14 protein-coding genes are annotated in these 16505 nt (G+C 62.2%); 8 read left to right on the top strand and 6 right to left on the bottom strand.

All coding sequences use genetic code 11. The features are described 5' to 3' along the window. Positions 1-200 precede the first annotated feature (200 nt). The gene (locus tag R1T44_RS10955; protein WP_153635859.1) at positions 201-641 is read right to left on the bottom strand and encodes a hemerythrin domain-containing protein; all 441 of its coding nucleotides are present in this window, start codon (positions 639-641) and stop codon (positions 201-203) included. 267 nt (positions 642-908) lie between these two features. Here R1T44_RS10955 and R1T44_RS10950 point away from each other — a divergent pair, with 267 nt between their 5' ends. The 4 genes from R1T44_RS10950 (at position 909) to R1T44_RS10935 (ending at position 5936) form a co-directional block, all read left to right on the top strand. Beyond that, positions 909-3347: an FdhF/YdeP family oxidoreductase gene (locus R1T44_RS10950; RefSeq protein WP_317292019.1), complete on the top strand. Its 2439-nt coding sequence runs from the start codon at positions 909-911 to the stop codon at positions 3345-3347. A 476-nt stretch (positions 3348-3823) separates the two neighbouring features. Further along, positions 3824-5128 carry a cytosine permease gene (gene codB / locus R1T44_RS10945; protein WP_394805755.1) on the top strand — a complete coding sequence of 435 codons (1305 nt, stop codon included), beginning with the start codon at positions 3824-3826 and terminating at the stop codon, positions 5126-5128. Positions 5129-5298: 170 nt separating this feature from the next. Then, on the top strand, positions 5299-5592 hold the full coding sequence (locus R1T44_RS10940; protein WP_317292018.1) for a type II toxin-antitoxin system RelE/ParE family toxin: 294 nt from the start codon (positions 5299-5301) through the stop codon (positions 5590-5592). Positions 5593-5606: 14 nt separating this feature from the next. After that, positions 5607-5936, top strand: a complete 330-nt coding sequence (locus tag R1T44_RS10935) for a HigA family addiction module antitoxin (RefSeq protein ID WP_317292017.1) — start codon at positions 5607-5609, stop codon at positions 5934-5936. A 144-nt stretch (positions 5937-6080) separates the two neighbouring features. Here the strand turns inward: R1T44_RS10935 and R1T44_RS10930 are convergent, their stop codons facing one another. The 4 genes from R1T44_RS10930 to R1T44_RS10915 form a co-directional block, all read right to left on the bottom strand. Beyond that, complete coding sequence (locus R1T44_RS10930; protein WP_317292016.1) at positions 6081-7073, bottom strand: DMT family transporter; 993 nt, start codon at positions 7071-7073, stop codon at positions 6081-6083. 163 nt (positions 7074-7236) lie between these two features. Further along, on the bottom strand, positions 7237-8394 hold the full coding sequence (locus tag R1T44_RS10925) for a DMT family transporter (protein ID WP_317292015.1): 1158 nt from the start codon (positions 8392-8394) through the stop codon (positions 7237-7239). A gap of 178 nt (positions 8395-8572) precedes the next feature. Then, positions 8573-9307, bottom strand: coding sequence for an AraC family transcriptional regulator (locus R1T44_RS10920; protein ID WP_153635853.1), 735 nt, complete (start codon positions 9305-9307; stop codon positions 8573-8575). A gap of 64 nt (positions 9308-9371) precedes the next feature. Beyond that, positions 9372-9833, bottom strand: a complete 462-nt coding sequence (locus tag R1T44_RS10915; RefSeq protein ID WP_317292014.1) for a carboxypeptidase regulatory-like domain-containing protein — start codon at positions 9831-9833, stop codon at positions 9372-9374. Between the two features lie 586 nt (positions 9834-10419). Between R1T44_RS10915 and R1T44_RS10910 the strand changes: the two genes are divergently transcribed. The 4 genes from R1T44_RS10910 to R1T44_RS10895 all read left to right on the top strand — a co-directional run bounded on the left by R1T44_RS10910 (position 10420) and on the right by R1T44_RS10895 (position 15169). Continuing rightward, complete coding sequence (locus R1T44_RS10910; protein ID WP_153635851.1) at positions 10420-10968, top strand: sugar dehydrogenase complex small subunit; 549 nt, start codon at positions 10420-10422, stop codon at positions 10966-10968. A gap of 180 nt (positions 10969-11148) precedes the next feature. Beyond that, a complete protein-coding gene (locus R1T44_RS10905) occupies positions 11149-12762 on the top strand; it encodes a GMC family oxidoreductase (RefSeq protein ID WP_317292013.1) in 1614 nt (537 codons plus the stop codon). 2 nt (positions 12763-12764) lie between these two features. After that, on the top strand, positions 12765-14294 hold the full coding sequence (locus R1T44_RS10900; protein ID WP_317292012.1) for a c-type cytochrome: 1530 nt from the start codon (positions 12765-12767) through the stop codon (positions 14292-14294). Between the two features lie 341 nt (positions 14295-14635). Next, positions 14636-15169 (top strand): hypothetical protein, encoded by a 534-nt coding sequence (locus tag R1T44_RS10895; protein ID WP_054556587.1) that lies wholly within the window; start codon positions 14636-14638, stop codon positions 15167-15169. A 109-nt stretch (positions 15170-15278) separates the two neighbouring features. Here the strand turns inward: R1T44_RS10895 and R1T44_RS10890 are convergent, their stop codons facing one another. Next, positions 15279-16325: a hypothetical protein gene (locus R1T44_RS10890; protein WP_317292011.1), complete on the bottom strand. Its 1047-nt coding sequence runs from the start codon at positions 16323-16325 to the stop codon at positions 15279-15281. Between the last annotated feature and the right edge of the window lie 180 nt (positions 16326-16505).

Below are 16505 nucleotides of genomic sequence, written 5' to 3'. Positions count from 1 at the left end.
GGATGACTCTTCGCCTCACTCGCTATGACACACGCTGTGAGAGACAGCAGCGCCTTCACCGCAGGATGAACGCATGACAAAACGGGCTGGCCACATGATGTGGTCAGCCCGTTTTCGTGTGCTTCATCTGCGCTTATCGATAGCGTTCAGCCTGTCACAACGCCAAGCGCTTTCGATTAGGCCCGATGCTGGATTCTGGCTCAGGCCGCTTCGCGTGCCTTCATGTCCTGGTGATACTCCTCGGCCAGGCGCTTCTTGGTGGCGTCATCGAAGACGCGGCCTGCCAGCTGGAAGACTTCCTGCTCTTCCTCATCCAGGTGGTGGGTCACCAGGTGCTCGAGCTGCTTGGCTGTGGCCAGCCAGCCCGGCGAGCTGTAGTCGGTCGCCTCGAGCTTCTCGACCAGCTCATCGATCTCATGGTGCTCGGCGACACTGTGACGCGCCTTCTCCTGCGTCATGTCGTGCTCCATCATCGGCATGTAGAGCGCACGCTCCTCAGCACCGGCGTGATTGGTGAGCGATTCCTTGAGGCGCTTGAACAGGTCATCGCGCGGCTCGCTGTCACCTTCGGTCTGCAGCAGCATGTCCAGCAGGCGGCGTTGTTCGTCGTGGGTCTCGCGCAGGGCTTCAAATACGGTCATGTTCCAGCTCCTCATCATGTCTGGCGTGTTGAGTGGCGGGTCTGCTTGTGTGCGGTCTTGCTCAAGTGCGGGCTTGCTTGTGTCAGGTGTGTACAACTCTGGTGGCGGATCGGCGGAAGTTCAAGTGCGCAACGCCGATCGGCCTTGAAAAAGCCTTGGCGCGAGGCAAGGAAACAAGGGTGACCCTTGAATTCTTTGCTCGGTGGCGTGCCCGCAACGGTGTCTGATCGATGCCAGCTGCCGGCCGCCACCGTCAGGAGCCCCGACATGTCCCAAGACCAGACCACGCCAGTCGATTCCTTCAGCCCCAAGGGGTCTCACGCACCGGCGTTATCGGCGTCGCTGTCCGGCAGTCAGCTGGACCGTCCACCGGGCGGTGGCTGGCCGTCGATTAAGGCGGTCGAGAAGTTCATCTGGCAGGAGCATTTGCCCATCGAAGGCCATCGCAGCCTGATGAAGATGAACAAGCCCGATGGCTTCTATTGCCCGAGCTGCGCCTGGCCGAATGGCGACAAGCCCAAGGGTGCCAACTTCTGCGAAAACGGTGCCAAGGCGCTGGCGTGGGAGGCGACACGTGAACGTGTCAGTGATGAGCTGTTCGCCAACAACACGCTCAGCGAGCTGCGCGAGTGGTCGGATCACCATCTGGAGAAGGAAGGGCGCTTGACGCGACCCCTGCGCTATAACGCCCAGACGGACCGCTACGAGATCACCAGCTGGGAAGCGGCCTACGCTGAGATCGGCCAGCGCCTCAAGCGCTATGAGGACCCGAACCAGGTCGAGTTCTATACCTCGGGGCGCACCTCCAACGAAGCGGCGTTCCTGTTTTCCCTGTTCGGGCGCATGTACGGCACCAACAACTTCCCGGACTGCTCGAACATGTGCCACGAGACCACCTCGCGGGCGCTGCCGGAGTCCATCGGCATCGGCAAGGCGACGGTCAATCTCGAGGACTTCAAGCAGGCCGATGCCATCTTCATCTTCGGCCAGAACAGCGGCACCAACAGCCCGCGCATGATGGGGGATCTCCACGAGGCGCGTGGCCGCGGGGCCGAGGTGGTCAGCTTCAACCCCCTGCGTGAGCGGGCACTGGTCAGCTTTGCCGACCCGCAGTCACCCAAGGACATGTTGAGCGGCAAGGGTGTCGAGATCAGCAGTCAGTATCATCAGCTGCGCATTGGCGGGGACCTCGCCGCCGTGCAGGCGATGTGCAAGTACGTGATCGAGGCCGACGATGCGCTGCGCGAGCGCAATCCGCATGCGGTGGGCTATCTGGATCACGACTTCATCGCCCAGCACACCCACGGTTTTGATGCCTTCGCCGAGCATTGCCGCAAGCTAGAGTGGCAGGATCTGGTCGCCATGTCCGGCCTGTCACGTGAATCGCTGGAACAGGCGGGGCAGACCTATCTGGAGGCCGAGCGCGTGATCTGCTGCTGGGGCATGGGCATCACCCAGCATGCGCGCGGCGGCGACACCATCCAGCAGATCATCAATCTGTTGCTGCTGCGCGGCAATATCGGCAAGCCCGGCGCGGGGGCCTGCCCGATACGCGGCCATTCCAATGTGCAGGGCGACCGCACCGTCGGCATTGAGAATCTGCCCAATGACGCGATGCTGGATGCCTTCGATCGGGTCTTCGATATCAAGTGCCCGCGCGAGAACGGCCATGATGTCGCCGAATGCTGCGAGGCGATTCTACGCGGCGAGGTACGCGCCTTCATCGGCATGGGCGGCAACTTCTTCCGCGCGATTCCTGATCAGAAGCGCGTGGTCGAGAAGGTTCACGAGATGGACATGACGGTGCATATCGCCACCAAGCTCAACCGCAGTCACCTGCACCCTGGCAAGCATGGATGGGTGCTGCCCACGATTGGCCATAGCGAGCGTGACCTGCAGGCCGGCGCCGATGGCAAGGGCGCGGAGCAGGTCTCCAGTGCCGAGGACGGCATGTGCAACGTGGCACCGTCGCGTGGCGTGATGGCGCCGGCGGACCCAAGCCTGCACTCCGAGATCGCCATCACCTGCCAGCTGGCCAAGGCGACGTTGCCGCCGCATCCCACCTTGGATTGGGATTGGCTGCAGGCGGATTACGCGCGGATTCGTGATCGCATCGAAGAGGTCTTCCCGCAGATCTTCCCTGACTACAACGCGCGCCTGGCTCAGGGCGGCTTCCATATTCGCATCGCCCCGCGCGAGCGTATCTGGCATACCGACTCGGGGCGTGCCAACTTCCTGTTCCCCCAGGGGCTGGGCACGGATGAGGAGGGGCTCGACAAGGTCACCCATGAGACCCTGGACATGGATAGCACCTTCCTGCTCATCACCATGCGCGGCCATGATCAGTTCAATACCACTGTCTATTCAAATGACGACCGCTATCGTGACGTCTATGGCACGCGGATGGTGGTGATGATCAGCCCGCAGGATCTCGAGACGCTGGGCCTGAGCGAGGGTCAGCGCGTGACGCTGGAAACGGTCAGCGAAGACGGCGTCGAGCGCAGCATGGCGGGCTTCAAGCTCAAGGAATACGACATCCCGACCGGCTGTCTGGCAGCGTACTACCCGGAAACCAATGACCTGATTCCGCTGGATCACCGTGATGCGCGCAGCAACACGCCCGCCTCGAAATCGGTGCCGGTCCGGTTGCGCCTGATGGACAGCGAAGAGGTCAATGCCAGCGAAGGGGTGCTGGCGAGCAGCTGAAGGGCTTCAGCATGAACCACTAAACAAGGAAAGGCTGAAAAATTTGCATCCTGTATTCGGCGTCAGGTTTTGATGTCAGTGAGGGAGGGCGAGAGCCACGCCACGCGCTGCACTGAAAGAGTGCGCCGCGTGGCGTTCTGGTGTCTGGCGGTCAAGATGATGCCAACGTCGGCGTACCTGAGGGGGTCGTAGGTACTGCGCCGGACTTGTCGCATAATCATTTCTGGAGGCTGTCTTGCGCCTAACCGCGCCTGTAGCCAGGCCAGAACCTGACGGCTGTGTCAGCTTCATGGCACGGGCGGCGAGCTGGCATCTTGCACGGTTTGAGGATGGGTGGCGTGAATCTTGCGTGGTGATAGGGTAGCGACCGCCGCTCTACCCGCCACCTTGCCCGCAGGGGGCGGTGGCCGGCGTTCAGGCAGGCTGACACCACCACAAGGCTCGACGACTCACGACCGAGCTCCAGGAAGGCACTCATGGCAGAACACTCCTCACCTCATTCCGCAGACCATGCAACGATGGCAGGCGAATCCGGCAATGATTATCCCTTGAGCGAAGTGCCTGCCTCGGCACGACGGGGGCTGCTCTCCACCTCGATGGTGCTGCTCGGCTTCACCTTCTTTACCGCCACCATGTGGGCGGGTGGGTCATTGGGTGCCGCGTTCGCGCTCAATGAACTGCTGTGGATCATCGTGATCGGCAATCTGCTGCTCGGCGGTTACGCTGCCGCCCTGGCCTATATCGCCTGCAAGAGCGGTCTGAATTCGGTGCTGATGGGCCGGCTGTGCTTTGGCGAGAAGGGCAGCCGCCTGTCTGACTTCGTGCTCGGGTTCACCCAGATCGGCTGGTACGCCTGGGGCACCGCGACCATTGCCATCGTGCTGGTCAAGACGCTCGGCTTGCCGGAGTGGCTGACCACACCGCTGATGGTCATCTTCGGTTTCGCCTTCTGTCTGACGGCGATGATCGGTTATCGCGGGCTGGACATGCTCTCGCGCATCGCTGTGCCGGCCATGTTGCTGTTCATCCTGTTCAGTCTCTACACCGGCATGATCGATGTCGGCGGTGTCGCAGGCCTTGCGGCACTGACGCCGACGGATTCCATGAGCTGGACGGCCGCCATCACCGCGGTGATCGGCACCTTCATCAGTGGCGGCACCCAGGCGACCAACTGGAGCCGCTTCGCGCGTTCGCCGAAAATCGCCGTCATCGCCACCCTGGCGGCCTTCTTCGTCGGCAATGGCCTGATGGTGCTCACCGGCGCGCTCGGCGCGATGATTTACCAGCAGGCCGATATCGTCGACGTGATGATCGCCCAGGGGCTGGTCAGCCTCGCCGTCCTGATGCTGTTCCTCAATATCTGGACCACCCAGGACAACACCATCTACAACTTCGCGATCGCCGGCTGCAATCTGCTGCGTACCCCGCATCGTCAGCGTGTCACCTTGGGCGGCGCGGCCATCGGCACCGTGTTGGCGGTACTCGGCATGTATGAGTGGCTGATTCCGTTCCTGATTTTGCTCGGCACCTTCATCCCGCCGATCGGCGGCGTGATCATGGCCAACTTCTGGCTCGGTCACAAAGGGCAGTATCCGCGCCTCGCCGAGATGCCCAAGATCGATTACCACTGGCCGGGCCTCGCCGCCTACGCCATCGCCTGCCTGTGCGCCTGGAGCTCACCCTTCATGCCGCCCGTTGTGGGTGTTGTGGTCGCCTTCGTCGTCTATGGCGGGCTGATCAAGCTTGCCAAGGTCGAACTGGCCAACAAGACGGCGGCCTGAGTGGCTGAGCTTCTGATGTGAAGGGCAGAGAAATATGAAACGCCCAACGAGTCCTGGACTCGTTGGGCGTTTTTCATGGGGGAAGAAGCGTCTAGGGAGAGCTACTTCAGGGTAGAGCCACTTGATGCACAACATGGTTGTGCATAGAATGAGGGGAAAAAGGTGCTGCCATGGCGGTGGAATTCAGGGATGTGTGGCTCGAGAGCTTCTATGAGCATGATGTTGGCCACCGCAAGATACCTGCGGTGATCTCCAGTTCGCTCTATTGCAAGTTGCAGATTCTCGATGCCGCAAGTCAGGAGTCTGATCTGAGGATTCCACCGGGCAATCGGTTCGAGCATCTGCAGGGCAATCTCGCAGGTTATTGCTCGATTCGTGTCAACAAGCAGTATCGACTCATCTTTCGATGGGAGGCAGGGATTGCCCATCAAACATATCTAGACCCGCATGCTTACAAGGGCTAGAGGAGGTAGCAGTGATGAGAAATACCCAGCGGCGCCCACTGACGGTAGGAGAGATGTTGACGGCAGAGTTTCTGGAGCCGATGAACATCGACATTCGCACCTTGGCCGAGGCGATGGGAGTGCACAGAAATACCCTGAGCCGTATCGTGCATGACAAGGGGACCTTGACGGCCCCGATGGCCATCAAGCTGGCGGCTGCACTAGGCAATACGCCGGAGTTCTGGCTCAACATCCAGCATGCCGTGGAGCTTTGGGATGTGCGTCATCGTGCCTACGCGCAGGATGCCAAGGGCGTACGTCGGATAACGCCGCAAGCTGATGCCGCCGAGCTTGCCTCGCACTGACGTCGCGCGCTCTTCACGGCGAGTGATTGAAATGGCGTGAGCCCGAGAGCTTATGCCCAGCAATGCAAAGCCCCAGCCTGAAACTCAGCCTGGGGCTTTGTGTTTTTTGTATCCGGGGCCATCTCGTCGTGCCGCTCGCGTTGATCAGGCGGTTGCTGGCTTCACCTGAATCACCAGGCAGACGGCGATCAGCGCCATGCCGAGCCAGCCGAGCGGAGCGATATGTTCCCCGACGATGGTGACGGCGAGCAGCGCGGCGACCAGCGGTTCGAACAGGGTGAGCAGGGTGGCCTTGCTGGCGGCGACGGTCTTCAGGCCGTAGCCGAAGGCGATATAGCCGAGGAACATCGGCACCAATGCCATGTAGAGCGCGACCGATGTGTTGCCGGGGGTGGCGAACAGGCGCGGGTCGGCCACCAGCATGCTGAGGCCCAGGCCTGCGATCAGCGCGATACCGGCGACGCCGAACAGGCTGCCCATGGCAGCGCGGGCGTGGGTGCCGTGGTCCATCATGAGCCGGGCGATCAGCGAATAGGCGGCGTAGGTCGTGCCGGCGATGATGCCCAGTACGATACCACCCAGACGTTGCCAGTCAGCATCAGGCACGCCCCCTGACCCTGTCGCCATCGGGTCGTCGCCGGCCCTGACGGCGGCAATGTCTCCGCCATGAGTGTCCGTTTCGCCCATCGCCATCATCACCACACCGGCAATGCCCAGCGCGAGGCTGAGATACCAGCTCAGCGTGAGTCGGTGGTGGCCGAACAGGCGCTCCAGAATCGCCGCGGCCAGTGGCGCCGTGGCGATGGTAATCACCGTGCCGATGGCGACGCCGGCCAGATGCATCGAGGAGTAGAAGGCCAGCGGATAGATGACGACACACATGGCGCCGAGCAATACCCAGCGCTTCTGTGCCATCAACAGGCCCAGGCAGCCCATGATGTTGGGCCGTGCGATCACTGCCTGAAGCAGGCCGCCGACGCCCATGGCGAAGGCGCCGGTCGCCAGCGGACTGACATCCTGATTGAAGTGGGCCGCCGTGCCGGTGGTGCCCCACAGCAGCGCGGCAAACAGGACGGCCAGGCTCCCCATGTCGGTCGACCTTGAAGAGGCAGCGATATCGGAGCGTGTGGTTGTCATGGTGATGTCCTTGCGTGTCTTGCCAATCCCGTGGCCGTTTTCAGTCGCAGCATAAGCGCTGGCGAAAGTGTGCTGAAACCACTTTCGGGCAAGTGAGTTGCCGCGCCAGCTGGCTGCCGCTCAGGGCGCGTACTCTAACTTGCCAACAATTCCCTCATTGCCGTCAGGCGTCATGACGCTGCCATGACTCCGCTCCTCGCTCCGGCCCTTGATTGGCATCGCGGCCATGCTCGGTATCGCTCCACGGATCACGCTCACCCCATTGGGCAGTGTCGCCGTGTGTATCAACTAGAGCGTCGCAGGCCGTGTCGGGCGTCGTCCAGGACGCGAGGTCTGCCTGCGGGCTGGCCATCGGCGCCTGCGTTGCCTGCGAACGCAATTGAAGCATCAGGCAGGTCATGATCAGCACCATGCCGATGGCGCCCATCAGCGTGAACTGCTCGCCGACCACGATAACGGCCAACAGGCCCGCCACCAGTGGCTCGAACATGGTCAGTACCGTCACCCGGCTGATGGGCACGCTGGCAAGCCCGCGTCCGAAGATGAGGCTGGCCAGCAGCATCGGGATCAGCGCCATATAGATGGCGACCGCCGAATTCACCGGCGTGGCGAACAGACGCGGATCGAGGAACAGGCAGCTGATGGCCAGGCCGATCAACAGCATGACGCCGGCACAGCCGAACATCGCCCCCATTGCCGCACGGCGATGCACGCCCAGCAGTATCATGCGTCTGGCGAGCAGCGAATAGGTGGCGTAGCTCGCGCCGGCCAGCACGCCCAGCCCGATACCGATGAGCTTGCGGCTATCGCTGGCAACGCCGTTGGCAGTGGCGTTTGCCGCCGTGTCTGCCAGGCGTGTCTCGCCCATGGCCATCAACCCCACGCCGGCCATGCCCAGCATCAGCGCCGCGTACCACTGCGCACTGACGCGCTTGCGGTCCAGCACATATTCCAGCACCGCTGCCGCCAACGGCGCCGTGGCGATGGTGATGACGGTGCCCATCGCGACGCCGGTGTATTCCATGGCCGAATAGAAGGCCAGTGGGTAGACGATGATGAACAGCCCCGCCCACAGCACGAGATGCTTGTGGACCAGCAGGACGGCCAGCTCCTCATGGAGGATTCGTCGCGACAGCACGGCCTGCAGAATGCCGCCAAAGCCCATGGCGAAGGCGCCGGTGGCCAAGGGACTGACATCCTGATTGAAGTGGGCGGCGGTGCCGGTCGTACCCCATAACAGGGCGGCCGTGAGGACGGAAAGATTGCCGATCTGGCGTTCCAGCGCTGGGCGGAAGGGCGTCCGGGAGAAGTAGTGCTGCATGGTGGATGGCTCGCAATGAAGTGTGTCTCGGTGTGCACGAGATTACGCCTCATCGCGAGAATATATTGTGCTGAAACTACGCACTGTTCTGCCAGGAGAATCAAAACGTCATATGCCGCCAGAGTGCGGTGATTGACTGCTGGGTTCGGGTGCTCAATCGCTTGTTCAGATGTTCGAGTCAGTCGCTCGCGGGAGTGAGGCTCGAATACTGGCGTGTCATCTCGCGTGGCGACTGGCCGAAGTAGCAGGAAAAGCGCCGAGAGAAGGCGGAGAGGTTCTGATAGCCGACGGCCTCGGCGACCTGCTGGACGCTGAGATCGGTATGGATCAACTGCGCCCGCGCGCGCTCCATGCGTCTGGCGGTCAGGTACTGCTTGACGCTGACGCCCAGATTGTCGCGGAACACCTTGTGGAACTGGGTCGGGCTCAGGTGGGCGAGTCGGGCCAGGGATGCCACATCGTGGGGCTGGGCCAGCTGCGCGTTCATGACGTCGAGCACTCTGAGCAGACGACGATCGACGCGTTGATCACAGGTCTGCTTCTCCAGCAGACCGAGAAACAGCGCGATGGAGAGCTGATCGATGTGCTTGTCGACCTCACCCTGTAGTTGCGCTTCGAGAAACAGCAGGTAGTTCATCAGCAGGGTGCTGATCGAGAACACCACGCGTTGCGACGCCGCGAGATTGTCGGGCAGGTAGTCCAGGTCAGCGACGATGAAACGCGCGGCGTCCTTGGCATGAAACAGGTGCGACTCCCCGGGGCGAATGATGACACACTCGCCGGTGACCACGGTGCCGTGATGGCTGCCGACCTGGATATCGAGATGGCCGCGGATCGGCAGCACCAGCTGGTGGTGGTCGTGGTCATGACTCGTGGCCTGCGGGGTATAGGCGCGCAGCGAGAGTGTCGTCATGGGGCGGTGGCCATCATCCGACGGTGCAAGGGCAGCAAGCAGAGCAAGAGAAACACGCGGGCTGTCAGCGGCTCAGCTCGATGGTGCGGGTCTGGCCACGGCCGATCTGCACCTGACTGAGAATCAGCGGGCTGCGTGTGCCGTCCGGCAGCTGGATGACACCGGCGACATAGAAGGTGCCGGATGGCAGGCCAGTGGCATTGAAGTAGCCATTGCTGTCAGTGCGCACGATGTGGGTGTAGGCCTGGGCACGCGGGTCGGCGCGAGACGCCGTCTTGCCCGCCAGAGCCAGTTCGGCGGCTTCGGCGGAGTAGGTGGTGACCGGCGCGATCGAGATTCCCGCCCGGTTGGCGTAGATCGTCTGGCCCTGCCACTCATAGGACATGCGGCCCTTGATCACCGAGGTGCCGGTCTTGTCGAGCTTGGCGTACTCCGCCTCCGGGAAGGCGACGGTGCGCTGGACGCGCTGCTCGCCCTGTTCGGTCTGCGAGGAGCCGAAGTCCGGCAGTGAAATGCTGTCGGCCATGCGCGAGGCGCTCTCACACCCGGCAAGAACGGCGGTGCACATGAGTAGAGCGAGCGGAGTACGCAAGTGACGAAGCATGGCGAGTCTTCCCTGAAGTCGAGTGATGGACGGCGCGTGCGTCGGCTCGAGAGCGAGCCAGTCTGGCCACACCTGCTGCCTTTGCCCACATCCTACTGCGCCGAGCACAGTCAGGGAACTACCGGCGAGCGTCAGGCAGGCGCGGTTGACGCCGCTTTCAGCCCAAGGCATTCGCACGGACTTACCGATACCCGCTGGTAACTCTCGCGGTTTCGACCAACCCTTGTCATTAGGCCAGTAAGATACGTTTGCCTGTGAACTGGCTGGGTTGCGCAAAGCATGCCTCTGGCGTTGCTTAAACAGGAACTCCTTGTTCATTATACGTTTGTCTATAATGTGATGGCGCTTGTTACCATACTGCTCATCAATCCCTGTGTAGGGGCTGCTCAAGAGCTCTCCAAAGCCGCAGAAGGTATGCTTGGTTGCTTGAGTGCAGCTCAGGTGGCATTACCGCCTTGTGCGCTGTGAGCTGGCGCCGAGTGAACCATTCATTGTCCGAGAGGGCCGCATGTCGACATCCCAGAGCGCTACTAATCCTTCACGTCGTCAGCTATTGAAGCTGGGGCTGGGTGGAGCAGGCATTGCCGTGTTCGGCGGCCTGTCCCTTCAGGCCCTGGCCGAGACAGTATCTGACGAGCATCAGACCCAGGATGACAGTGCCTTCGCGACATTCATGGCCCTGTCGCGCTGGTTACTCAGCGACAAGACATTGGATGAGCGGCTGGGTCAGCGTTACTTCGAGGCGATGGCGAGAATTCCGGCTGAGGGAGTGCCCGGTGTCGGCAGCTTGCCGGCCCTCAAGACCCGCTTGCTGGCCTTGGGCGAGTCGCGTGATTACCTGACTCAAGAAGACCTGAGTGGCGGCGAGATGGCGCTGGTGCGCCGTCTGCTGCAAGCCTGGATGCTGGGCACGGTCGGAAAGTCGATCAGTGACCCCGCTGCCGAGGTTATCGCCTTCGAGCGCGCTGGCATGTATGCCGGGCCGCGCGATGTGCAGGTGGTGCGTAGCTATTGTCCTAACCGCCCGGGTTTCTGGGCAGAGGTACCCAAGGCCTGAGTGGCCACCCTTTCTCCCCAGGCTAGCGCGTGGTAGGTCGGCGGGGCTTGAGTCTGCCCTTGGCCTTGAGCTTCTTGCCGAGCATGGCATCAGCTACTGACATCGCCTGCGTGCTAGACCTGTCAGCGGCGTCCTGACCGCCCCTGTTTCTGTTCCCATTTCCCCCGAGGAGAATCCTGCATGGCCGAGGAATCCCGTTCGTATGATGCCGATGTGATCGTGGTCGGGTCTGGTGTCGCCGGTGCCCTGATCGCACATCGCCTGGCCGAGGCCGGCAAGTCGGTCATCATGCTGGAAGCAGGCCCGCGCATGCAGCGCTGGCAGATCGTCGAGCGCTTCCGCAACCAGGCCAACAAGATGGACTTCATGGGGCCTTATCCTGCCAGCAAGGCGGCGCCCCATCCAATGCTTTACGGCGAGAATGCCGACTATCTGGTGCAGAAGGGCGAGCAGGCCTACGACGCCCAGTACATTCGCGCTGTCGGCGGCACTACTTGGCACTGGGCGGCGTCATCCTGGCGTTTCCTGCCCAGCGATTTCGTGCTCAAGAGCGAGTATGACGTCGGGCGCGACTGGCCGATCGGCTATGACGACCTGGAAGACTATTACTTCCGTGCCGAGGTCGCGCTGGGTGTCTGGGGGCCGAATGATGTCGATCTCGGCAGCCCGCGCAGTGCCGAGTATCCGATGGCGCCGCTGCCGCTGTCGTGGAACGAGCGGCGGGTCAGCGAGCGCATCAATCCCCACGGCTTTGACATGGTCACCGAGCCGGTGGCGCGCAATAGCCGCCCCTATGATGAGCGCCCGACCTGCTGTGGCAACAACAACTGCATGCCCATCTGCCCGATCGGCGCGATGTATTCCGGTATCATCCATGTCGAGAAGGCCGAACGTGCCGGTGCCAGACTGATCGACAATGCCATCGTGCATCACCTGGAAAGCGACGCCCGCGGCAAGATTCGCGAAGTGCGCTATCTGGACCCCGACGGCAAGCAGCATCGCCTGAGTGCGGCGCGGGTGGTGCTGGCGGCCAATGGCATCGAGACGCCCAAGCTGATGCAGATGTCGGTCAACGCCCATACCCCCGATGGGGTGGGTAACCAGAACGACATGGTCGGCCGGCATCTTATGGACCATCCCGGCACCGGGGTGAGCTTTCTGGCCGATGAGCCGCTGTGGGCCGGGCGTGGCCCTCAGGAGATGACCTCGATCATCACCTGGCGCGACGGCGACTTCCGCAAGGACTTCGCGTCCAAGAAGCTGCACCTGTCCAACATTGCCCGCACGCAGCAGATGACGACGGAGGTGCTGTCGGAAACACCGCTAAGGCTCGGTGCGGAATTGCAGGCGCAGATCGATAACCGCGCCAGCCGCTATGTGCAGTTCGACAGCTTCCACGAGCTGTTGCCGGAGGCCGCCAATCGCATCACGCCGTCAAAAAAACGTGACGCTCTCGGCCTGCCGCGCCCGGAATTCCGTTATGCTATTGATGATTACGTCAAGCGCAGCGCCGCGCATACCCGTGAACAATATGCGCGTATCGCTCAGCTGATGGGAGGCACCGACATTGCGTTCCGTGATGAGTTCTCCAACAACCAGCATATCTGCGGTACGACCCTGATGGGAGACAACCCCAAAGACTCCGTGGTGGATCGCGATTGCCGAGTACACGGCCATGACAACCTGTTTGTCGCCAGCTCCGGCAGCATGCCCACCGTCGGGTCGGTCAATTGCACCCTGACCATTGCGGCGTTGTCTCTGCGTATTGCCGATCTGCTCGAACAGGAAATATAAGCATGGTCCCGCACGTCCGTACTGCTGGCACCCGTGATGCCATTGATGAGAAAGGTCGCGGTGCCCGCCCGATCCTTCGCCCTGCACGCCTGACCCGTGCCGTCCGCCTGGCCGCCATTGCTGGCACCAGCGCCTTGTTGCTCAGTGCCTGTGGCAGCGGTGATGACGAGCACGCCAGGCAGGTGGAAGCCGACAAGGCCGCTACCAATGACCCCGCGCTGATCGAGAAGGGCCTGTACATGGCGCGCGCCAGCGATTGCGCGGCCTGTCACAGCACCGAGGACGGCGATGAATATGCCGGTGGCCTCGGCTTCGAGACGCCGGTGGGCGAAATCTACGCCACCAACATCACCCCGGACACCGAGCACGGCATCGGCAACTACACCCTCGAGGAGTACACCCGTGTGCTGCGCGAGGGCGAGGCTGCCGATGGTCACAACCTCTATCCGGCGATGCCGTTCCCGTCCTACGCCCGTCTGACGGATGAGGACATCAAGGCGCTCTACGCCTGGAACATGCATGAGGTGACGCCGAGCAGCACGCCCAACCGCGAAAGCGAGATTCCGTTCCCGCTCAACATGCGCTGGCCGATGGCGCTGTGGGAAGAGATCTTCTCGCCTCTGGAGCCGTGGCAGGACCACGACGACAAGAGCGCCGACTGGAACCGTGGCGCCTATCTCGTTCAGGGGCCGGGCCACTGTGGCAGCTGTCACACCGAGCGTGGCTTCGCCTTCCAGGAAACGGCACTGACCGGTGATGAAGAAGGCTATCTCGGCGGGGCGATGATCGAAGGCTGGCGCGCCTTCAACCTCACGCCCGACATGCAGGATGGTCTGGGCAGCTGGAGTGAGCAGGATATCCAGACCTATCTGGCGACCGGCAACCTCAAGGGCAAGGCGCAGGCTGGCGGCCCGATGGCGGATGTGGTTGAACACTCCATGCGTCACATGAGTGAAGATGACCTGCGCGCCATCGCGGTCTATCTGAAGTCGATTCCGGCGGTGGATGGCAAGGGCGAGCAGGGCGAGGCGGTCAATGATGGCGATCGCGAGGCTGAAAGCGAGCCGCAGGTCGCCACGCGCTTCAATCAGGGCGCACCGGCCGATGACGTGCTGTTGCTGCGTGGTCAGCCGTTGGAGAAGCGCCCCGATGATGAAGACCTGGTCGGTCAGCTGACCGACGCCACTCCGGGCGTGCGTCTGTATCTGGGTCACTGCGCCATGTGTCACGGCGCGGATGGCGCCGGCACCCAGGATGGCTACTACCCGTCGCTGTTCCACAACAGCGTGACCGGGAGTGTCTATCCGGACAATCTGGCTCAGGCGATCCTCAATGGCGTGCAGCGTGAGAACAATGGCCACAGTGTCTTCATGCCGGCCTTCGATGACAGCCTGACCGATGATGAGCTGATCAACCTGATGGACTATCTCGAGAATCGCTTCGGGGAAGGTCATCAGTCCGAGACGCTGGCATCGCCCGACACGCGTCGTCAGCAGCTGAGCGACAAGCTCGAGGACTGGCGCAAGCACTGAGTCCGATGCAGACACTGAGATCTCTGCTGACAGGCCTGCGCAAGTGCTGGGTAACCGCGAAAAAAAGACAGCCCATGATCAGCGGGCTGTCTTTTCCGTGACCTGCGCCATGGCGCCGATAGTTCGGTTGTCGTGTGCGTTCAGTGACGTCTCATCCCGCGTTCAGTGTCGTCCGTGGCTGGCGATGTCACACAGTTGGGGTAATATTGCCCCATGCAGGACCCCCGATTCACATTCATCCCGCTCGGGTTGCGCTCAAATGCAGCACAAACTGAAGAACTGCGGTAGAATGTGCGCCCAGACTTTAGCTCTTTATCAATTATTCGAGGCAACATAGCAGTATGACCGACGCTAATCTTGACGACCAGCTTGCATCCCTGTTTCAGGAGCAGGACACCAAGCAGGACCAGAACGCCCGCATCAAGGAGCTGGAGCGTCAGCTGCGTGAAGCCAGCAAAGAAGCCGACAAGCTCCGTAATGCCCGTGACAAGGCAAAGAAGGAAGTCGAAGACCTGCGCGCTCGCAACGAACGCCTGAGCGAGAAAGCCGCAGCCTCTGACAAGCACCGCAAGCAGGTCGAACACGAGTTCAACCAGAAGCTGGTGCAGTACAAGGCACGTCTGGCACGCGAACAGGCCATCGCCCAGTCTCGCATGATGCCGATGGGCGCAGCCGTCGAGGAAGCGACCGAAGAAGCCGATGCGGCCTCTCTGGAAGACCTCGGCCTCAACGCTGCCGCTATCCGTGCCCTGACTGACGCTGGCTACGACGATGTCGCCAAGGTTCGCAAGGCTCACGCCGATGGCGTGATCTCTGAAGTCAAGGGCATCGGCCCGAAGGCTCAGTCCCAGATCGCTGAAGCCCTCGACGCCTGATCGTTGCCGTTGATCGAAAAAACCCGCCAATCGGCGGGTTTTTTTGTGTATGTCATTTGCCCTGTGGCGGGCGTGACTGCTGGGCCTGCGGCCGGGTCTACACCTGGGTCTACTGCTGGAGCTCAGGCCAGCTGACCGCTGACTGTTGCTCGCCCAGCCAGTCCTTGAGGGCGGTGCGCATGTCGGCGGTCGGGATAGCGCGCCCGTTCAGCGCATGCACCACCCTGGGCAGGCTCGGCGCCTCACCGGCATCCGCCGGCCAGGCCTGCTTGAGCGTGAAGGCGAGCTTCATCGGCTCCTCGCCGTGCAGGCTCTGCTGCATGCGGGCGTGTGCGACGGCCAGCGACTCGAGCTCGGCCTCAAGACTCGCGTCCTCGATATTGGCACGACTGACCAGCAGCATGCGCGGCAGGTCGAGCATGTCGGCGCGCGGCAGCCAGTCCTTGGACAGCGGATGCAGCGCCACCAGACGCGTCGCGTCATCGCCGTTGAGGAAGGCGGCGTGCATCTTGCGGCTGTTGATCAGCGCCTGGGGCGCATCGCCGACATATTCATCGCCTTCGAGCTCTTCCAGCGAGCGCGGGCTGACCAGCTGCATGCTGGAGCCGACCTTGGCCTCGACCCATTGCTTCAAGGCCAGATGCGAGCGTGCATCGTCATCGCTCATCACCACTCGCACCGCACGCGTGGTGTCGTTGAGGAAGCGGATCAGCAGCTCCTGCGGCTCGAACAATTCGGTGTAGCGGATCAGTTCGTCACGCGCGACCAGGCTGACATCGTCGAGATCCGCGCCGTCCAGCACTCGCAGTGACATGCCGCTTTCGGTCAGTGCCTTGAGCATCTGCGGCGTCAGGTAGGCGGCGTCGAGGCTACCATCGCTCAGTCCTTGCTCCACGGCCTCGTGGCTTGAGAACTGCTTGAGCATCAGCGGGCTGCTCAGTTGGTCATCGAGGGTGCCCTCGGCTTCGAGCATCACGGCGGGACTGACGCTGACACCGCCATCGGCGGGCATGCCGATCTCCAGCGCGCTGGCGTGCTGGGCGAGGGTCAGGCTGGCAGAGGTGAGCGACAGGGTGGCGAACATGCGTGCCAGGCGCGGGCGAGATATCGGTAGTGATATCGAAGGACAGAACAGTGCAGGGGGAAGCAGGGACATCTGGCACTCCGGCAACGGTAACAGGGTGATGGCGTACGGCAGCGATGACAGCGCTCGCGCGTGGGCGCCAATGGTAGCCGTTTGGCCTGTGGGTGTCAGGCGCGGCGCGGCGTCATGTCTCACCTCCCGTCGGCACGCCATCCTGCAGGCTGACCGTAAAGATGATCGTGAGGAAGACCG

The sequence above is a fragment of the Cobetia amphilecti genome, from assembly GCF_032923285.1.
Classification (GTDB): Bacteria; Pseudomonadota; Gammaproteobacteria; order Pseudomonadales; family Halomonadaceae; genus Cobetia; species Cobetia amphilecti.
The sequence above is the reverse complement of the archived record's forward strand: the minus strand, read 5'-3'. Positions and strand labels throughout refer to the sequence as shown.